This is a genomic window from Mesorhizobium loti CJ3sym (assembly GCF_000472785.1).
Classification (GTDB): Bacteria; Pseudomonadota; Alphaproteobacteria; order Rhizobiales; family Rhizobiaceae; genus Mesorhizobium; species Mesorhizobium loti_E.
Genome location: NZ_AXAL01000007.1, coordinates 56,734 through 72,567, shown reverse-complemented (window position 1 = coordinate 72,567; position 15,834 = coordinate 56,734). Strand labels below are relative to the sequence as shown.

Below are 15,834 nucleotides of genomic sequence, written 5' to 3'. Positions count from 1 at the left end.
TGCTTTGGCACGATCGCCAATCATCCCTCGTTTCAAGCCAAATCGCCATGCGCCACATCGAAATCCTTGCCTATCCCGACATCCAGCTCCTCGATGTCAGCGGGCCGCTTCAGGTTTTCGCCAGCGCCAACGACTTCAGGACGCAAGCCGGCGAACCAGCTCCCTACCAGGTCGCGGTCGTCGCCGCCTCGCCGCGGATCAGGACATCGGCCGGTCTCGTGCTGGAGACAGCGGCGCTGCCGCCGCACGGGCTGGAGATCGACACGCTGATCGTGCCTGGCGGATGGGGCGTCAACGCGGCCTGCGAGGATCCCGAACTCGTCCAGTGGATAGTTGGCCGCTCGCACGACGCCACACGAACGGCTTCCGTGTGCAGTGGCGCTATGCTTCTGGCGACGGCAGGACTGCTCGACGGCCGGCGTGCGGTTACCCACTGGGGACGCTGCGCCGAGTTCGCGAAACGCTTTCCGGCGGTCCGCCTCGAACCCGACCCGATCTTCATCCGTGACGGCAATGTCTGGACGTCGGCAGGCGTGACGGCGGGCATAGATCTCGCCCTTTCCTTCGTCGAGACCGACCTTGGCCGGCGCGTGGCGCTTGCAGTGGCGCGCGAGTTGGTGGTCTTCCTGAAACGCCCCGGTGGCCAAGCGCAGTTCAGCCAGACGCTCAAGCTGCAGCAAGGCGACGAACGCTTCGACCGGCTGCATGGCTGGATCCAGGACAATCTGGACGGCGACCTTTCGCTGCCGACCCTGGCCGAGCGCGCCAATATGAGCCCGCGCAGTTTCTCCAGGCACTATCGGGTGGCAACGGGCCGCACACCTGCGCGCGCGATCGAGGAGATCCGGATCGAGGCGGCGCGACGGATGCTGGAGCGGGGCCAGGCCGTCAACCAGACGGCCCGCCGCTGCGGCTTCGGATCGGAAGAGACGATGCGGCGCGGCTTTCTACGCGTCCTCGGTACAAACCCGCGCGATTATCGCGAACGCTTCTGACGCAAAGGCCTGCGGCACCATTTCCAGTCCGAAGTGCGCAGCGACCAGGAGGTCGCCGCTAACTGGCCGCGGGCGGTCCGAACCAGGTGATCAGCGCGTCAGCCAGCCCCTGCTGGGTTCCAGTCCCAACCCAAGCCACATATCCATCGGGCCGGACCAACACGGCGTCGGGCACGGCGACCGTCCCGAGCACCGGAAGCTCCCAGGTACCATCATACAAAGCATCGATCTGCCGAACCCGATCCGCCCAAGGCGTAATGTCCAGCCTGCCTGGTTCGCCAAGGTTGAGAAGCACCGGCCGCGCATCGTGCAACAAGCTGAAGACCCGCAACGGGCCATTGGTAGTGATCAGATCGAAATCGGGCATTCGCCGCCCAAGCAGGGGGTGCCCCTCGCCCAGGTCATAGTGAACGCCCAGTCCGGACATCTCCGCGGCAATTCGTTTGCGGGGCTCGTCCATGCCGAGCAGTTCGGCAACAGTGTCGGCCAAGGCCTTGGTGCGGTCATCGGTACGACGAAGAGCGACCTGCGCCATCGTGTTGCGCAGGACGCGGGCGGCGACCGGATGACGCTCGGCATGATAGCTGTCGAGCAGGCTTTCCGGCGAGGTGCGCTTGACCACCTGGGCCAGCTTCCATCCCAGATTGACCGCGTCCTGCACTCCGATGTTGAGGCCCTGCCCGCCCGTTGGGGGATGGATATGGGCGGCATCGCCGGCCAGCAGGACGCGTCTGTCGCGGTAGGCGGCAGCCTGCCGTGTCATGTCGGTGAACCGGGAGAGCCAGGTCGGGCTGTGGACCCCGTAGTCGGTGCCGTAGACAGCGACAAGCGCCTCGCTGAGATCGCGCAGCGTCGGTTCGCCGCCGATGGTCAGTTGCCTCTCAGTCAGCACGACACCCACCCGGTCGCTTTCCTCGATCTTGCCTATCGCATGAATTCCGTAGGCGTCGCTGCGAAAGCCCAATGCCGGTTCCTGCGCCATCTCGACCTCGGCGATCATCCAGCTCATCGTCGGGTCCCATCCGGTGAACTCGATGCCCACAGCCTTTCGGATCGTGCTGCGTCCGCCGTCGCAGCCGACGAGGTACTGCGCCCTCAGCCGTCGGCCAACGGACAATTCCACGTAGACGCCATCATCATCCTGGGCAAAACCCGTGACTTCTTCTCCGCGATAGATCGGCACCTCCAACTCGTTGATCCAGTCCGCCAATATCCGCTCGATATGGTTTTGCCGCAGCGCCAACAGATAATTGTGCCGGCTGGGAAAGTCGCCGATGTCCAAACGGATCATATGGAAGCCGACGGTCGGGAAGCGCTGTCCCTGAGAGAGAAACCGGTCGGCAATTCCGCGCTGGTCGAGCAACTCGATGGTGCGCGCGTGGAGGCCACCCGCGCGCAAGCCGATGAGGTCCTGGTTAGGACGCCGCTCGACAATGGCGACATCGACGCCGGCTAACGCGAGCTCGCCCGCGAGCATCAACCCCGTCGGACCGCCTCCGGCGATCACCACAGCATGCCCCCGACGCAACCCATCTGCTGGCGACACAATACCCATTCTCGTCACTCCCGTTTCCGCTGGCTTGGGGCCGCGGTTTTACGGGAACAACCGGGTCTTGCCGCAAGCCCCTTGTGCGCCATATGTATGATACGGAGGGGGTAGATGCCCCCGTTCCCCTGTACGGCAATAAGAGTCACTGCGTGCGCGGCAGCAACGCATATGCAGCTGTCACAGTTCAGGAAGCGCTACTGGACTTCGCGCACAAAAAAGCCCCGGCACTTCCGGGGCTTGGTTCAGAATCCTGATGTCTCGTCGGACAAAAGGGGGCCGGTCGGCGTTTGGCAGCGGTACGAGGAGGCCACTATGTGCCAGCGCCGGCCGGCCGACCCCACGGACCCAGGAGATGCGGCGGACCTGAGCATCATGGGGTATTTCTAGGGATCGAGCCGGCTATCTACCCTCGTGCCGGCTTCGTCTTGGCCTGCACATTTGCGCAAGAGCTTATGAAAATCAACAGTTTCTTAACCAACGCTCGCGAATCGCTTGGATTAAGGTAAACGGGTAACCCTGTCGGGTTGACTGGACAATCCAGCCTGGGCGGTCATGCCGCCTTGGCAACGACACGGTTGCGGCCGCCGCTCTTGGCTTCGTAAAGCGCAAGATCCGCGCGCTTCATCAGCGCGGCCACGGTATCAACGCCCTTCAGCACCGACGACACGCCAACGCTGACCGTGACCTCGATCGTCTTGCCGTCTGCACCGATGGCAAACGGCATTTGGGCGATTTCGGCACGGATGCGTTCGGCCACTTTTTCGGCCACCACGCCATCTGTATCCGGCATCACCACCACAAACTCCTCACCGCCGAACCGGCAGGCAAGGTCGATACCCCTGACATTCTTGCGCAGCCGCCGAGCGAATTCCCGCAGCACCTCGTCGCCGCCATCATGGCCGTGCGCGTCATTGATCGACTTGAAGCGGTCGAGATCAGTGATCATCACCGACAGCGGCCGGCGCCGCGCGACAGCGCGGTCGAACAGCGTCTGCAGATGGCTGTCGAGATAGCGGCGGTTGTGCAGGCCGGTCAGGCCGTCGGTCACCGCCATTTCGATGGTCTGGGTGACGCTGGCGCGCAGCTGGTCGTTATAGCGCTTGCGGCGCACCTGGGTGCGCAGCCGTGCGGTGAGTTCCTGCTGGTCGATCGGCCGCATCAGATAGTCGTTGATGCCGAGTTCGAGGCCGCGGATGATGCGCTCCTCCTCGCCCTCTTCCGCCAAAAGGATGATCGGCACGAAACGGGTGCGGTCCAACGAGCGCAATTGCGAGCAGAGCCGGAGCGGATCGAAATCGGCAAAGGCTGTCGAGATCATCACGCACTCGTAGGATGTCTCGGCCGCCTGGAAGAACCCGGCATGCGGGTCGCCGGTGACGTCGAGGTCGGCGCGATCACGCAACATTTTCTGAATGCGCTCGACGGACGATTTGCGTTCGTCGATCAGCAGCACTTTCGGCATCGTGTCTTCCGACGCGTAATTGCGGCTGAGCAGTTCTTCGATGCCGATGTTGCGCGTTGTCGAAGCCCGAAGCCGCAATTCGTCGGTCAACGACTTCAGCCGGACCAGGCTCTTCACGCGCGTCATCAGTTGCAGGTCGTTGACCGGCTTGGTCAGGAAATCGTCGGCACCCGCCTCCAGCCCGCGCACGCGGTCGGACACCTGGTCAAGCGCGGTGATCATCACCACCGGAATATGCGCTGTCGCCGGGTCGCTCTTCAGCCTGCGGCAGACCTCGAACCCGTCCATGTCGGGCATCATCACGTCGAGCAGCACGACATCGACCTTGCCGTTCTCGCAGGTCTCGATGGCGTCAGGCCCGTTGCTGGCCGTCAACACCTCGAAATATTCAGCCAGCAGCCGGACTTCCAGCAGCCTGACATTGGCAGGGATGTCGTCGACGACGAGGATCCGCGCGGTCATTTCACAAGGCTCCGGCTCGGCTGGAAAGGCACATCAGGCATCCCCCAGGTAGGATTTGATGGTTTCGATGAAACGCGGCACCGAGATCGGCTTCGAAATATAGGCCTCGCAGCCACCCTGGCGGATGCGTTCCTCGTCGCCCTTCATGGCAAAAGCGGTCACCGCGATGACCGGGATGACGTGCAGATCGTCGTCCTCCTTCAGCCATTTGGTCACTTCCAGCCCCGACACTTCTGGCAACTGGATGTCCATCAAGATGAGATCCGGACGGTGCTTTCGCGCCAGGTCGAGCGCCTCCAGACCGTTGCGGGTGCGCACTGTCTCGTAGCCGCTTGCTTCGATGAGGTCCCGAAAGAGCTTCATGTTGAGCTCATTGTCCTCGACGATCATGACCTTCTTCGGCATCGACATCCCGTCCCGGCCGTCCTTCCGCTCGAAGGTGGCCGTCATGCGCCCTTCGTTGAACGCACCAAACCCTGCTTCACTATACGGCAATATGATTGACGAAACGGAAACCCTCGGGCTGCAAGGCAGCACGAATTCCATCTCGCCTGCCTGCGCGTCCAATAGGCGCGCCCGCGCTGTAGAGGCTTGCCGCAAGCAATTCTTGCCATTAATGCGGAAGAGACTCATTTCCACATACCAAAGGTAGTGATGGCAAACGCGACGTCAATGCGCGAAGAGGCGGAAACCATTGCCGTGAAGGCGCTGGGCTTTGTCGCCTCCGATCCGGAGCTGTTGCCGCGTTTTCTGGCGATCACCGGAATAGAGGCGCATTCGATCCGCAAGGCCGCCGGCGAGCCGGGTTTTCTGGCCGGCGTGCTGCAGTTCATTCTCGCCCACGAGCCGACCCTGATGCGCTTTGCCGAGGAAACCGGCACGCCGCCGGCAGCCGTCGGCAAGGCGTTGCGCGCACTGCCGCTCGGCGACGACAACCATGAGCATTCCATATGAGCGATGATCCAGAAACCTTGCGCCAGATCGAGGAACTTTCGGCCGACGACCGGCCCTTGCTGGTGCTTGACGTCGACGACGTGGTGCTCGAGTTCATCCGCCCCTTCCCGCATTTCCTGAAGTCGCGCGGGTACGGCCTGACGCTGGCGTCCTTCCGGCTGACCGGCAACATCGCCGAAACGGCCAGCGGCCGCCTGATCGAACAGCCCGAAGTCACGACTTTGCTAGGCGATTTCTTCGACGCGCAAGCCGATTGGCAAAGCATCACCGACGGCGCAGCGGAAGCCCTGGCAAGGCTTGGCGACCGCGCGGAAATCATATTGCTGACGGCCATGCCGCACAGGCATCGTGGCGTCCGTCGCGCGCATCTCGATGCCCTGGGGCTGAAATATCCGCTGCTGACCACGGAAATGGCCAAGGGACCGGCGGTCGCCAGGCTGCGCGGCGAGAGCGGCAGGCCGGTGGTCTTCGTCGACGATCAGCCGCACAATCTGGCGTCGGTCCGGGAATCGGTCGGCGACGCCAATCTTTTCCACCTGATGGCCGACAATTCGCTGCGCGCGTTCCTGCCGGCGGTCCCGGACGATATCATCGTCGTCCAGGACTGGCACGAAGCCGCGCCGAAGATCGTGGCCGCGCTGGGGCTCTGAACGTCGAGCAATTCCAGGAAAAGTGTGAAGCGGGAAAAGCGCATGGCGCTTTCCCTTGGGAATTGCTTGAGAGCCGAACCCTCAAGGGCTCAGCTTAGCGCCGGCCCCACCGTTGTCGCCGCCGCCATTGTCGCTACCGCTATTGGCGCCGCCGCCAGCGTCCCCGTTGTCACCACCGTTGACGCTGTCGTCCACCGCCGGATCGGCGGCCTTCAGCATGACGCCATTGACGGTGACCGAGCCATCAGCCTTGGTGCTGACAGCCCATTCCAGCCGGCCGTCCGGCAGCGTCTTGGCAAAACCCTTGGCCATGAGAGCGACAGGCACATACTGCCCCAACTCCGGCTCCGCCTTTGCAGCGTCCTGCAGATGCGCCATGATCTTGTCGAAGCCGGCGACATCGACGGTCAGATTTGCATCGGGCTTCTCGCTGAAGCTTGTCATCTCGCCTTCCAGCGCGATCTCCATGTCCTTGTTCTTGATCGTGCTGTGGCCGACAACGACCTTCGGCGCCTTGGCCAGGAAGTCGGCTTTGAGCTGGTCGCCGAACTCGGCCGACAGCGGCGGATCCTGATTGAGATCAAAGGTTTCGATCGCCTTCTTCGCCATGCTGTCGAGATCGATATTGGCGCCGCCGAAGTTCAGGTCGATGTCGGTGGGCAGCAGTGCCACGCTCCAGCTCGGCAGAAGCTGCTGCGGCACGGTCAGCCCCGACGCCTTGATGCCATAGGTGATCTTGCCGCTCTGAGAGACGCCGTCGGTACCGAACGAAGTGCTGAGCTGCGTCGCCCCGAACGTGCCGATCGGGCTGTCGACGGCGAAATCCTTGAAGCCATAGGTACCTTCGATGCGCTCCCATACCGGAAGCGCGGCGAGCAGAAGCGACTTCAGCTGCGCCTGGTTTGCCTTCAGCGTTTTCTCGTCCTCATTGGCCACGGCAAATGCCAGGAGGTCGAGCAACGGTTTGGTCTGCACGCCCTTGCCGCTGGCTTCCACCGACAATTCCGGCGACTTCACTGTGACTGGAAAATTCAGCCCGTTCTCGGGATCATTGAATTTTACCGCTTCGACGAAATTCAAGACTTTCTGCGACGTGGTGAAATCAACACCGCCATTGGCGGCTTTCGTGGCAGCGATTGTCGCGGTGCCGGCACCAGCGCTCGCTTCGATCTGCTGCTTGCCATCCTTGGAAGCCATCGTCATGCCGGCGATCGAACTGGCGCCGCTGATGAAGGCCGCCAGCTTTGGGTCGTAGACGCCGGATCCCTTGCCGTCCTTGATCGAAAACTGCGTGCTTTGCAGCCCCTCCGGCCCATTGAACTCGAAGGACGCGCTTTGCGAGAAGTCCATCGAGACATCCCAGGTCCCGTCACTGCGCGGCTTGACCAGCAAGGCGTAGGGGGCAAAGTCGAATTTCCCCAGCTTCTGATCGGGGAAGGTCGCGGCCAGCGCCTTGAAATCGAAGACGATCTTGTAGGCGTCGCCTTCGGCCGAAACCTTCAGGATGCCCTTGTCGAGCGCCTGTTTGCCGACATAGCGGGACAGGTCATCGGACAATTGCTTCGCACCCTGGCTGTCGACGCTCTGGCCGAAAGCGGGCGCGCTGAGCAGAAGCGCGGTAAAGGCAACTGGCAACATACGGTTCACGAGGATTCTCCGTTTGGTCGAAAGGCAAAAATTGTCTCATCCTTCTGGTAGGGAAATACCATCACAACTGCAAGACGATGATGTTCAGGCACCCGGTTCCAGCATCAGCCGCATCAGCGGCCGGCCGGCCTTGCGTTCCACAAGCCTTTCGAAACCGGCCTTCTCGAAAACCTGCGATGAGCCGACAAACAGGCCGATCGAACGCGAATCGCGCGACAGGTCGATCGGGCAGGCCTCGACAAGCCGTGCCCCATTCTGGCGGGCGAAATCGATGCCCCCTTCCACGAGGCGATGCGTGATGCCCCGGCCGCGCGCCTTGGCGCGGATGAAAAAGCACGAGATCGCCCACACGGCCGGATCGGAAGCGTCGGCGGGATCGATCGGTGCCGAGCCCCTGCCCTTGTTGTTCCATTCGGGCACGTCGGCGCGGGGCCCGATCTGCATCCAGCCGACCGCACTGCCATCCTCGAACGCCAGCACGCCGGGCGGCGGGCCTGCTTCGATACGCGCCTTGATATGGTCCTTGTTGCGTTCGCGGCTGCTCTCGCGCCGCGCCGCCGGCGCCAGTCGGAAATGCGTGCACCAACAGCCGTAGCAGGCGCCCTGCTTGCCAAAAAGGTCCTCGAATTCAGGCCAGAGCTCAGGCGCCAGCGGCACTATCGTCGTGCTCATGCGGTTCTCCCCAGGCCAAGCTTGTCGCTGGCCTTGCACTGTCGTACCATTGCGTTTGTTCTCTTTATGTTCGCAGCGATGGCGGCCCCTGTCAACAATCCCGATCACGGTTTTTGCCGCGACTGCCTGACGTTTCAGCGCGGTGAAACGCGCCGCTGCGAGCGCTGCGGCAGCCCTCGCCTTGCCCGCCATCCCGAGCTCTACCGGCTGCATCTGGCCCATATCGATTGCGACGCTTTCTACGCGGCGATCGAAAAGCGCGACAACCCGGCGCTCAAGGACAAGCCGCTGATCATTGGCGGTGGCAAGCGCGGGGTGGTCTCCACGGCATGTTACATCGCCCGCATCCGCGGCGTGCGCTCGGCCATGCCGATGTTCAAGGCGCTCGAGGCCTGCCCCGAGGCGGTCGTGATCCCACCCAACATGGAAAAATACGTGCGCGTCGGCCGCGAGGTGCGCGCCATGATGCAGGCGCTGACGCCGCTGGTCGAGCCATTGTCGATCGACGAGGCATTTCTCGACCTCGCCGGTACCGAGCGGCTGCACGGCCTGCCGCCGGCGGTGGTGCTGGCGCGCTTTGCACAGGCGGTAGAGAAGGAGATCGGCATCACCGTTTCGGCCGGGCTTTCCTATTGCAAATTCCTCGCCAAGATCGCTTCGGACTTCCGCAAGCCGCGCGGCTTTTCGGTCATTGGCGAGGCCGAGGCGGTCGGTTTCCTGGCCGAGCAGCCGGTGACCATGATCTGGGGCGTCGGCAAGGCGTTCAACGCCACGCTGGAGCGCGACGGCATCCGCACCATTGGCCAGCTTCATAAGATGGAGCGTGGCGACCTGATGCGCCGCTACGGCGTGATGGGCGACCGGCTCTACCGGCTTTCGCGTGGCGAGGATGCTCGCCGTGTCGACCCCGACCAGGATGCCAAGAGCGTATCGGCCGAAACCACCTTCGACACCGACATCGCGTCGCTGGAAGAGCTGGTCGCGGTGCTGAGGGGCCTGTCAGAAAAGGTCTCGGCGCGGTTGAAGAAGTCAGGCATTGCCGGGCGCACCGTGGTGCTGAAGCTCAAGACCCAGGATTTCAAGCTGCGCACGCGCAACCGCCAACTCGGCGACCCGACCCGACTCGCGGACCGTATCTTTCAGACCGGGGTGGAGCTTCTGCGCAAAGAAACCGACGGGACGAAATTTCGATTGCTCGGCATCGGCGTCAGCGATCTCTCGGACGACGACAAGGCCGATCCGCCGGATCTGGTCGACGTCCAGTCGCGCAAGCGCGCCATGGCCGAAGGTGCCATCGATGCGCTGCGCGACAAGTTTGGCCGCAAGGCGGTGGAGACTGGCTATACGTTCGGCAGGGGCCGCGATGCCCACCCATCGGAGCCGCTGGAAGACTGATGCCGGATGCAGCGATGAGCTAGACGCGCGTCAGATCGATCCTGCTCGTCACCACGCTCTTGCCAGTTTTCGGATCGGTATCGATGACCGTCAGCCGGATCCCGTTCTCGCCTCGCTTCTCGACCGTCATCTTGGCCTTGCGATCACCGTTGACCTCCTTCGCCCAGCGGATGCCGAGATTGATCGCGTTGCCCGACCGGCTGCCATTCAGCTGTGCCGGCCCGGTGCGAGATCCGACATAGACGCCACTGTACTTCGCCCCTGTGACCTTCAGATTGGCGCTGATAGCCCGCGACACCACAACGAGACCACGGCAATTGCCATCAAGGGAGAGCGAGGTTGAGGTCGCGTTCGACTTGAAGCTGCAAGAAACACTGACGTTCGGCACATCCGTGGTCACCTGGACTGTGCCCTTGCCGGCGAAATTACCCTTGAACGACTGGAGAAATTTGGTCTCGTCGGCATGAGCAGCGCCTGCGGCCATCACCAGGCAACCAGCAAGCGCGACTTGCGCGAATGGTCTCATGAAACTCTCCTTGTCGATATTGGAAAGGCAGGTTTGCAAAGCAAGGATAAAATGTCGGGACTCAACGCCCGTGCCGGTATCAGGTTCCGCCAACACCGCCAGCTGGTCGCGACAACTGGCCCAGAAGAATACATCGGCTAGCGATTGCGGCAAAAGCCCCGGCCTGCGAGATATCCGCCATGGCACCCACCCCCTCGATCCCCAAGGCTGCGTTCTGGATGGCGCTGTCGATCACCTCCTTCCTGGGGATGTCGATCGCCGGCCGCGCCACGACAGCCGAACTCAACGTCTTCCAGGTGCTGGAACTGCGCTCGGTGATCGGCTTGTTCATCCTGTTGCCATTGGTGTTCACGAGCGGTGGCTTTGCCGCGATGCGCACGCAGCGTCCGCTCGCCCACATTGCCCGCAACGTCGTTCACTACACTGGCCAGGCGGCATGGCTTTACGCGTTGACGCTGATCCCGCTGGCGGTGCTGATTTCGATCGAATTCACCACGCCGATCTGGACGGCAATCCTGGCGGTGACTTTTCTCGGCGAAAGGCTGAGCCGTCCCAAGCTTGCGGCGGTCGTGCTCGGCCTGATCGGTGTGGTGGTCATCGTCCGTCCCGGCGTCGACGCGGTCGATCCGGGGCATCTGATCGTGCTGGGCGCAGCGGTCTCCTTCGGCATCTCCCTGGTGCTGGTCAAATCGCTGACGCGGACTGACAGCGTCGTGCGCATCATCTTCTGGATGTTGATCATCCAGTCGGCGGTCGGCCTCATCCCGGCGCTCTACGTGTGGCGCACCCCATCGCTTGAGCTTTGGCCGTGGATCCTGCTGATCGCCTTCACCGGCATGTCGTCGCATTTCTGCATGGCCCGCGCACTCACCTATGCCGACGCTACGATCATTTCGCCCATGGATTTCCTGCGCGTGCCTCTATCGGCGCTGGTCGGCTGGCTGCTTTACAAGGAACAGATCGACGCCTTCACCGCCGGTGGCGCGCTGCTGATCCTGATGGGCAATCTGCTCAACCTGCAGCGCAAGCCGGCACAGGCGGCTGAAGTGGCCGCCTCATAGCAGTCAGATCCCTTCGTCCGGTATGTTGAGAACATGCCCGCAGGCCTTGCAGTGCACCGCATCCGGTTCGTGCCGCTGCAATCCGCATTGCGGACAGGGAGAGAAGACCTTGGCCGGCCGAAAGATGGCCTGCGCCAAGCTGACGAACAGCGATATGCCGATGATCATGGTGACGATCGCCGTCAGCTTGCCGGCCATTCCCGGCAGCACGATGTCGCCAAAGCCGGTCGTGGTCACGGTCGCGACGGTGAAATAAAGCGCGTCGATATAGTTCTCCAGCCCGGCCCCGTTGCTGAAGAAGAAGGTGTAGACAAAGCCGGTGATGACGAAAAGAAACGTCAAAAGGTTGATCACCGCGTGGCTCGCCTCGCGCGGGTCTCAGCCCACGCATCTCGAAATGCCGCCAGATCGAACCGCTGCGCGACATCGACCATAGCCGCAGGATGCGCAAAAAGCCGAGATTGGCGAGCGCCGTCGGCATCAGCAGCGTCAACAGGATGAAGACATCCACCCAGGAGGTCGGCTGCTTCATCAGGCGCAGCATGCCGTTGGAGGCCAGTAGCCTGGCGATCAGATCGGCTCCGACGAGCGCGGCCACGGCATAATCCAGCCACAGGAACGAGGCCGATTGCTGGATGACCGGTGTCGCTATGAAGAAGGCGATGATTGCCAGATCGATGGCGATTGCAGCCACCTGAAACCGGAAGGCGGCGGGTGTGCGCCCATGGTAGAGTTTGCGCAGCCTTTGGCGCAGCCACACCAATGCGAAATCGCCCTGCGGTGCGTCCTTCTCCGCGACCTTCATGCCGATCGCGATGACACGAGCGGCAGATGCCGACGCCTGTCAACAGCGGGGATCACACCAGCTCCACTTCGACCACGCCAGGCACGGCGCGCATCGCGGAGGCGATCTGTGGCGAGACGCGGTAGCCGCCCTGCAAGGCAATCTCGACCTCGCCCTGCGCCTCTTCCTTGATCACTATAATGCTCACCTGGCTTTCGCCGCGCTGGGTAAGCTGGGACTGGATTATCGATGCCGGTCCATCGTTCCTGACGAAAATCCGCAGTGCCTTCTGGATGCGGCTTGCCTCGTCTTCCAGCGACTGGACCGAGTTGATGCGCAAATTGACGCCCTCGGGCCTGTCCTCAGCCGCGACGGTGATAACGACGGAGCGGCCGGCTTCCAGAAGGTCACGATATTGCGCCAGCCCTTCCGAAAACAGCACGGCCTCATACTGGCCGGACGTGTCGGAAAAGGCCACCACGCCCATCTTGTTGCCGGTGCGCGTCTTGCGCTCCTGCTTGCTGGTCACCGTGCCGGCCAGACGGCCGGCGGAAGCGCCGCGTTTGACCGCTGCCGAGAACTCCGCCCAGTTTTGCACCCGCATCTTCTGCAGCGCCGCCTTGTATTCGTCGAGCGGATGGGCCGAGAGATAGAAGCCGACGACCTGGAATTCGCGGTGCAGCCGGTCGGCGGCGAGCCATGGGTCCGTCGGCGGCAGATTGAGCGCCTGCGACTGAGCGCCCAGCGAGGCCCCGAAAATGTCGGCCTGGCCGGAAACGGCATTCTGCTGGGCAAGTGACGCCAGCCCCATCATCCGTTCGACGCCAGCCAGCATCGCAGCGCGGTCGTGGCCGAAACAGTCAAGCGCGCCAGCCATGATAAGGCTTTCGAAGACCCGCTTGCCGACGATCTTGGGATCGACCCGCTCGCAGAAATCGGCGAGATTCTTGAACGGCTTTTCGCCACGTACCGTGACGATATGCTCGACCGCCGCGTCGCCGACACCTTTGAGAGCGGCCATCGAGTAGTAGATGCGGTTCTCGCCGACCTCGAAAGGCCGAAAACTCGTCATCACCGACGGTGCCAGAACCTCGATTCCGAGGCGCAACGCGTCCTGGCGGAAGTCGGCCAGCTTGTCGGTGTTGCCCATGTCGAGCGTCATCGACGCCGCCAGGAACTCGACCGGATAATGCGCCTTGAGATAGGCGGTCTGGTAGGAGACGACAGCGTAGGCGGCGGCATGCGACTTGTTGAAACCATAGTCGGCGAACTTTGCCAGCAGGTCGAAAATGAAGTCGGCTTGCGGCTTGTTGACGCCGCGTTCCACAGCACCCGAGACGAAACGTTCGCGCTGCTTGTCCATCTCGGCGCGGATCTTCTTGCCCATGGCGCGACGCAAAAGATCGGCTTCGCCGAGCGAATAGCCGGACAGCTCCTGTGCGATCTGCATGACCTGTTCCTGGTAGACGATGACGCCTTGCGTCTCCTTCACCAGATGGTCGATCTTGGGATGGATCGAGGCCATCTCCTCTTCGCCATGCTTTCTGGCGTTGTAGGTCGGGATGTTCTCCATCGGACCCGGACGGTAGAGCGCGACCAGCGCGATGATATCCTCGATGCAGTCGGGCCGCATGCCGATCAGCGCCTTGCGCATGCCGGCACTTTCCACCTGGAACACGCCGACCACCTCGCCGCGCGACAGCATGGCGTAGGTGTCGGGATCGTCGAGCGGAATTGTCGCCAGATCGATGTCGATGCCGCGGCGGCGGATCAGCTTGACCGCTGTTTCCAGCACCGTCAGCGTCTTCAGGCCGAGGAAGTCGAACTTCACCAGCCCGGCCTGCTCGACATATTTCATGTTGAACTGGGTGACCGGCATGTCCGAACGCGGATCGCGGTACATCGGCACCAGCTCCGACAACGGCCGGTCGCCGATGACGATGCCGGCAGCGTGCGTCGAAGCATGGCGATAAAGCCCCTCCAGCTTCTGCGCCATGTCGAGCAGCGTCTGGACGATCGGCTCCCTCTCGGCCTCTTCGGCAAAGCGCGGCTCGTTGGCGATGGCATCTGCAAGCTTGACCGGATTGGCCGGATTCTGCGGCACCATCTTGGACAGCTTGTCGACCTGGCCATAGGGCATCTGCAGCACGCGGCCGACGTCGCGCAGCACGGCGCGGGCCTGCAGCGTACCAAAGGTGATGATCTGGCCAACCTGGTCGCGGCCGTATTTCTGCTGGACGTAGCGGATCACCTCTTCGCGGCGATCCTGGCAGAAGTCGATGTCGAAGTCGGGCATCGACACGCGGTCCGGATTGAGGAAGCGCTCGAACAGCAGCGAGAAGCGCAACGGATCGATGTCGGTGATGGTCGTCGAATAGGCGACCAGCGATCCGGCGCCCGAACCGCGGCCCGGCCCGACCGGAATGCCTTGCGCCTTGGCCCATTTGATGAAGTCAGCAACGATGAGGAAGTAGCCGGGAAATTTCATCTTCTCGATGATGCCGAGCTCGAATTCGAGCCGCTCGCGATACTGCTCGACCGTGTAGCCCGGTGTTGGTCCGTGCAGCGCAAGTCGAGCGTCCAGCCCCTCGCGCGCCTGGCGGGCGAGTTCGGCGGCCTCGGCCTTTTCGGCCGCATCCTTGTCTAAGGCATCACCGCCAGTAAAACGCGGCAGGATCGGGCTGCGGTTTTTGGGATAGTAGGAGCAGCGCAGCGCGATCTCGACCGTGTTGTCGATCGCTTCCGGCAGGTCGGCGAACAGCTTTGCCATGTCGGCCTGGCTGCGCAGGAAATTGTCCGGCGACAGCCTGCGCCTGTTATCGACGGCAACGACCGAGCCCTCGGCGATGGCGATCAGCGCGTCATGCGCGTCATAATCGTCGCGCGAGGAGAAAAACGCCTCATTGGTGGCAACAAGCGGAAGTTCGTGCGCGTAGGCGAGATCGATCGTCTGATGTTCGATGACGCGGTCGTAGCCCGCGACCCGATCCAGCTCGACATAAAGCCGGTCGTCGAACAGCGCTTTCAGCGTCAGGAGCCGCGTCTCGGCCAGATCGCGGCGATCCTCCTTCAAGGCGTTGCCGATCGGGCCGCGCGGGCCGCCGCTGAGGCAGATCAGCCCATCGGCCCGCCCAACCAGCGTGTCGGTGGTCAGGTGTACCGCCTCACCGGGCGGTGTTTCCAGGTAGACGCCGCTGACAAGCCGAACCAGATTGGAATAGCCGGCCTCGGTCGCGGCGAGCAGGACCACAGGCCGCATTTCCGGCCCTTGGCGTCGGCGATCACGCTGGCCGTCGCTGTTTTCACCGGAAAAGGCGAGCGCGATCTGGCAACCGATGATCGGCTGGATGCCGTCCTTCACCGCCTTCTGTGCGAACTCCAGCGCGCCGAACAGATTGTTGGTGTCGGTAACGGCGATGGCCGGCGCTTCGTCCTTGACCGCATGACCGACGACCTTGCTGAGTTGAAGCGCACCCTCGAGCAGCGAATAGGCCGAATGCACCCGCAGATGGACGAACGGCCGCGCCGGCACCTCCGGACGCGCGGCCGCAATCGCGGCTTCGCGCTTCAGGGGGTCGCGTGGAAGTTTGTCGTCCGCCATGGTTTCTCGCGCTGCTAAAGGCTTTGAGTCGATGGAGATGTATTGTCCGGGACCGGGCGATACCAGTCTAGCACAA

At 62.7% G+C, this 15,834-nt stretch carries 12 protein-coding genes and 1 pseudogene; 5 read left to right on the top strand and 8 right to left on the bottom strand.

The features are described from left to right. The first annotated feature begins 47 nt into the window (after window positions 1-47). Window positions 48-995, top strand: a complete 948-nt coding sequence (locus tag A3A9_RS0110735) for a GlxA family transcriptional regulator (protein WP_027058788.1) — start codon at window positions 48-50, stop codon at window positions 993-995. 58 nt (window positions 996-1,053) lie between these two features. Here A3A9_RS0110735 and A3A9_RS0110730 read toward each other — a convergent pair whose 3' ends face one another. The 3 genes from A3A9_RS0110730 to A3A9_RS0110715 all read right to left on the bottom strand — a co-directional run bounded on the left by A3A9_RS0110730 (window position 1,054) and on the right by A3A9_RS0110715 (window position 4,918). Then, entirely contained in the window at window positions 1,054-2,550 is a 1,497-nt protein-coding gene (locus A3A9_RS0110730) for an FAD-dependent monooxygenase (protein ID WP_051370863.1), read from the bottom strand. Window positions 2,551-3,094: 544 nt separating this feature from the next. Beyond that, complete coding sequence (locus A3A9_RS0110720) at window positions 3,095-4,468, bottom strand: PleD family two-component system response regulator (protein ID WP_027029195.1); 1,374 nt, start codon at window positions 4,466-4,468, stop codon at window positions 3,095-3,097. A gap of 33 nt (window positions 4,469-4,501) precedes the next feature. Then, the gene (locus tag A3A9_RS0110715) at window positions 4,502-4,918 is read right to left on the bottom strand and encodes a response regulator (protein ID WP_275451165.1); all 417 of its coding nucleotides are present in this window, start codon (window positions 4,916-4,918) and stop codon (window positions 4,502-4,504) included. 204 nt (window positions 4,919-5,122) lie between these two features. On the opposite strand from A3A9_RS0110715, the gene A3A9_RS0110710 reads away from it, so the two are divergent. Together A3A9_RS0110710 and A3A9_RS0110705 are read left to right on the top strand one after the other, a co-directional pair. Continuing rightward, window positions 5,123-5,422, top strand: coding sequence for a DUF3572 domain-containing protein (locus tag A3A9_RS0110710; RefSeq protein ID WP_027029196.1), 300 nt, complete (start codon window positions 5,123-5,125; stop codon window positions 5,420-5,422). Beyond that, window positions 5,419-6,072, top strand: a complete 654-nt coding sequence (locus A3A9_RS0110705) for a hypothetical protein (RefSeq protein ID WP_027058785.1) — start codon at window positions 5,419-5,421, stop codon at window positions 6,070-6,072. Before A3A9_RS0110710 ends, A3A9_RS0110705 begins: the two co-directional genes overlap by 4 nt. 81 nt (window positions 6,073-6,153) lie before the next feature. On the opposite strand, the gene A3A9_RS0110700 is transcribed toward A3A9_RS0110705, so the two are convergent. Both A3A9_RS0110700 and A3A9_RS0110695 read right to left on the bottom strand, forming a co-directional pair. Next, on the bottom strand, window positions 6,154-7,710 hold the full coding sequence (locus A3A9_RS0110700) for a hypothetical protein (protein ID WP_245279017.1): 1,557 nt from the start codon (window positions 7,708-7,710) through the stop codon (window positions 6,154-6,156). A gap of 93 nt (window positions 7,711-7,803) precedes the next feature. Continuing rightward, on the bottom strand, window positions 7,804-8,391 hold the full coding sequence (locus A3A9_RS0110695) for a GNAT family N-acetyltransferase (protein WP_027058783.1): 588 nt from the start codon (window positions 8,389-8,391) through the stop codon (window positions 7,804-7,806). Between the two features lie 66 nt (window positions 8,392-8,457). Between A3A9_RS0110695 and A3A9_RS0110690 the strand changes: the two genes are divergently transcribed. Beyond that, window positions 8,458-9,786 (top strand): DNA polymerase IV, encoded by a 1,329-nt coding sequence (locus A3A9_RS0110690; protein WP_027058782.1) that lies wholly within the window; start codon window positions 8,458-8,460, stop codon window positions 9,784-9,786. Window positions 9,787-9,805: 19 nt separating this feature from the next. Here the strand turns inward: A3A9_RS0110690 and A3A9_RS0110685 are convergent, their stop codons facing one another. Beyond that, complete coding sequence (locus A3A9_RS0110685) at window positions 9,806-10,312, bottom strand: hypothetical protein (protein ID WP_027058781.1); 507 nt, start codon at window positions 10,310-10,312, stop codon at window positions 9,806-9,808. Window positions 10,313-10,491: 179 nt separating this feature from the next. Between A3A9_RS0110685 and A3A9_RS0110680 the strand changes: the two genes are divergently transcribed. Then, window positions 10,492-11,373 carry a DMT family transporter gene (locus A3A9_RS0110680; protein ID WP_027058780.1) on the top strand — a complete coding sequence of 294 codons (882 nt, stop codon included), beginning with the start codon at window positions 10,492-10,494 and terminating at the stop codon, window positions 11,371-11,373. Window positions 11,374-11,376: 3 nt separating this feature from the next. Here A3A9_RS0110680 and A3A9_RS41130 read toward each other — a convergent pair. Continuing rightward, window positions 11,377-12,178, bottom strand: a pseudogene (locus tag A3A9_RS41130) (potassium channel family protein). 52 nt (window positions 12,179-12,230) lie between these two features. Then, window positions 12,231-15,758, bottom strand: a complete 3,528-nt coding sequence (gene dnaE, locus A3A9_RS0110670; protein WP_027058779.1) for a DNA polymerase III subunit alpha — start codon at window positions 15,756-15,758, stop codon at window positions 12,231-12,233. Window positions 15,759-15,834: the final 76 nt, after the last annotated feature.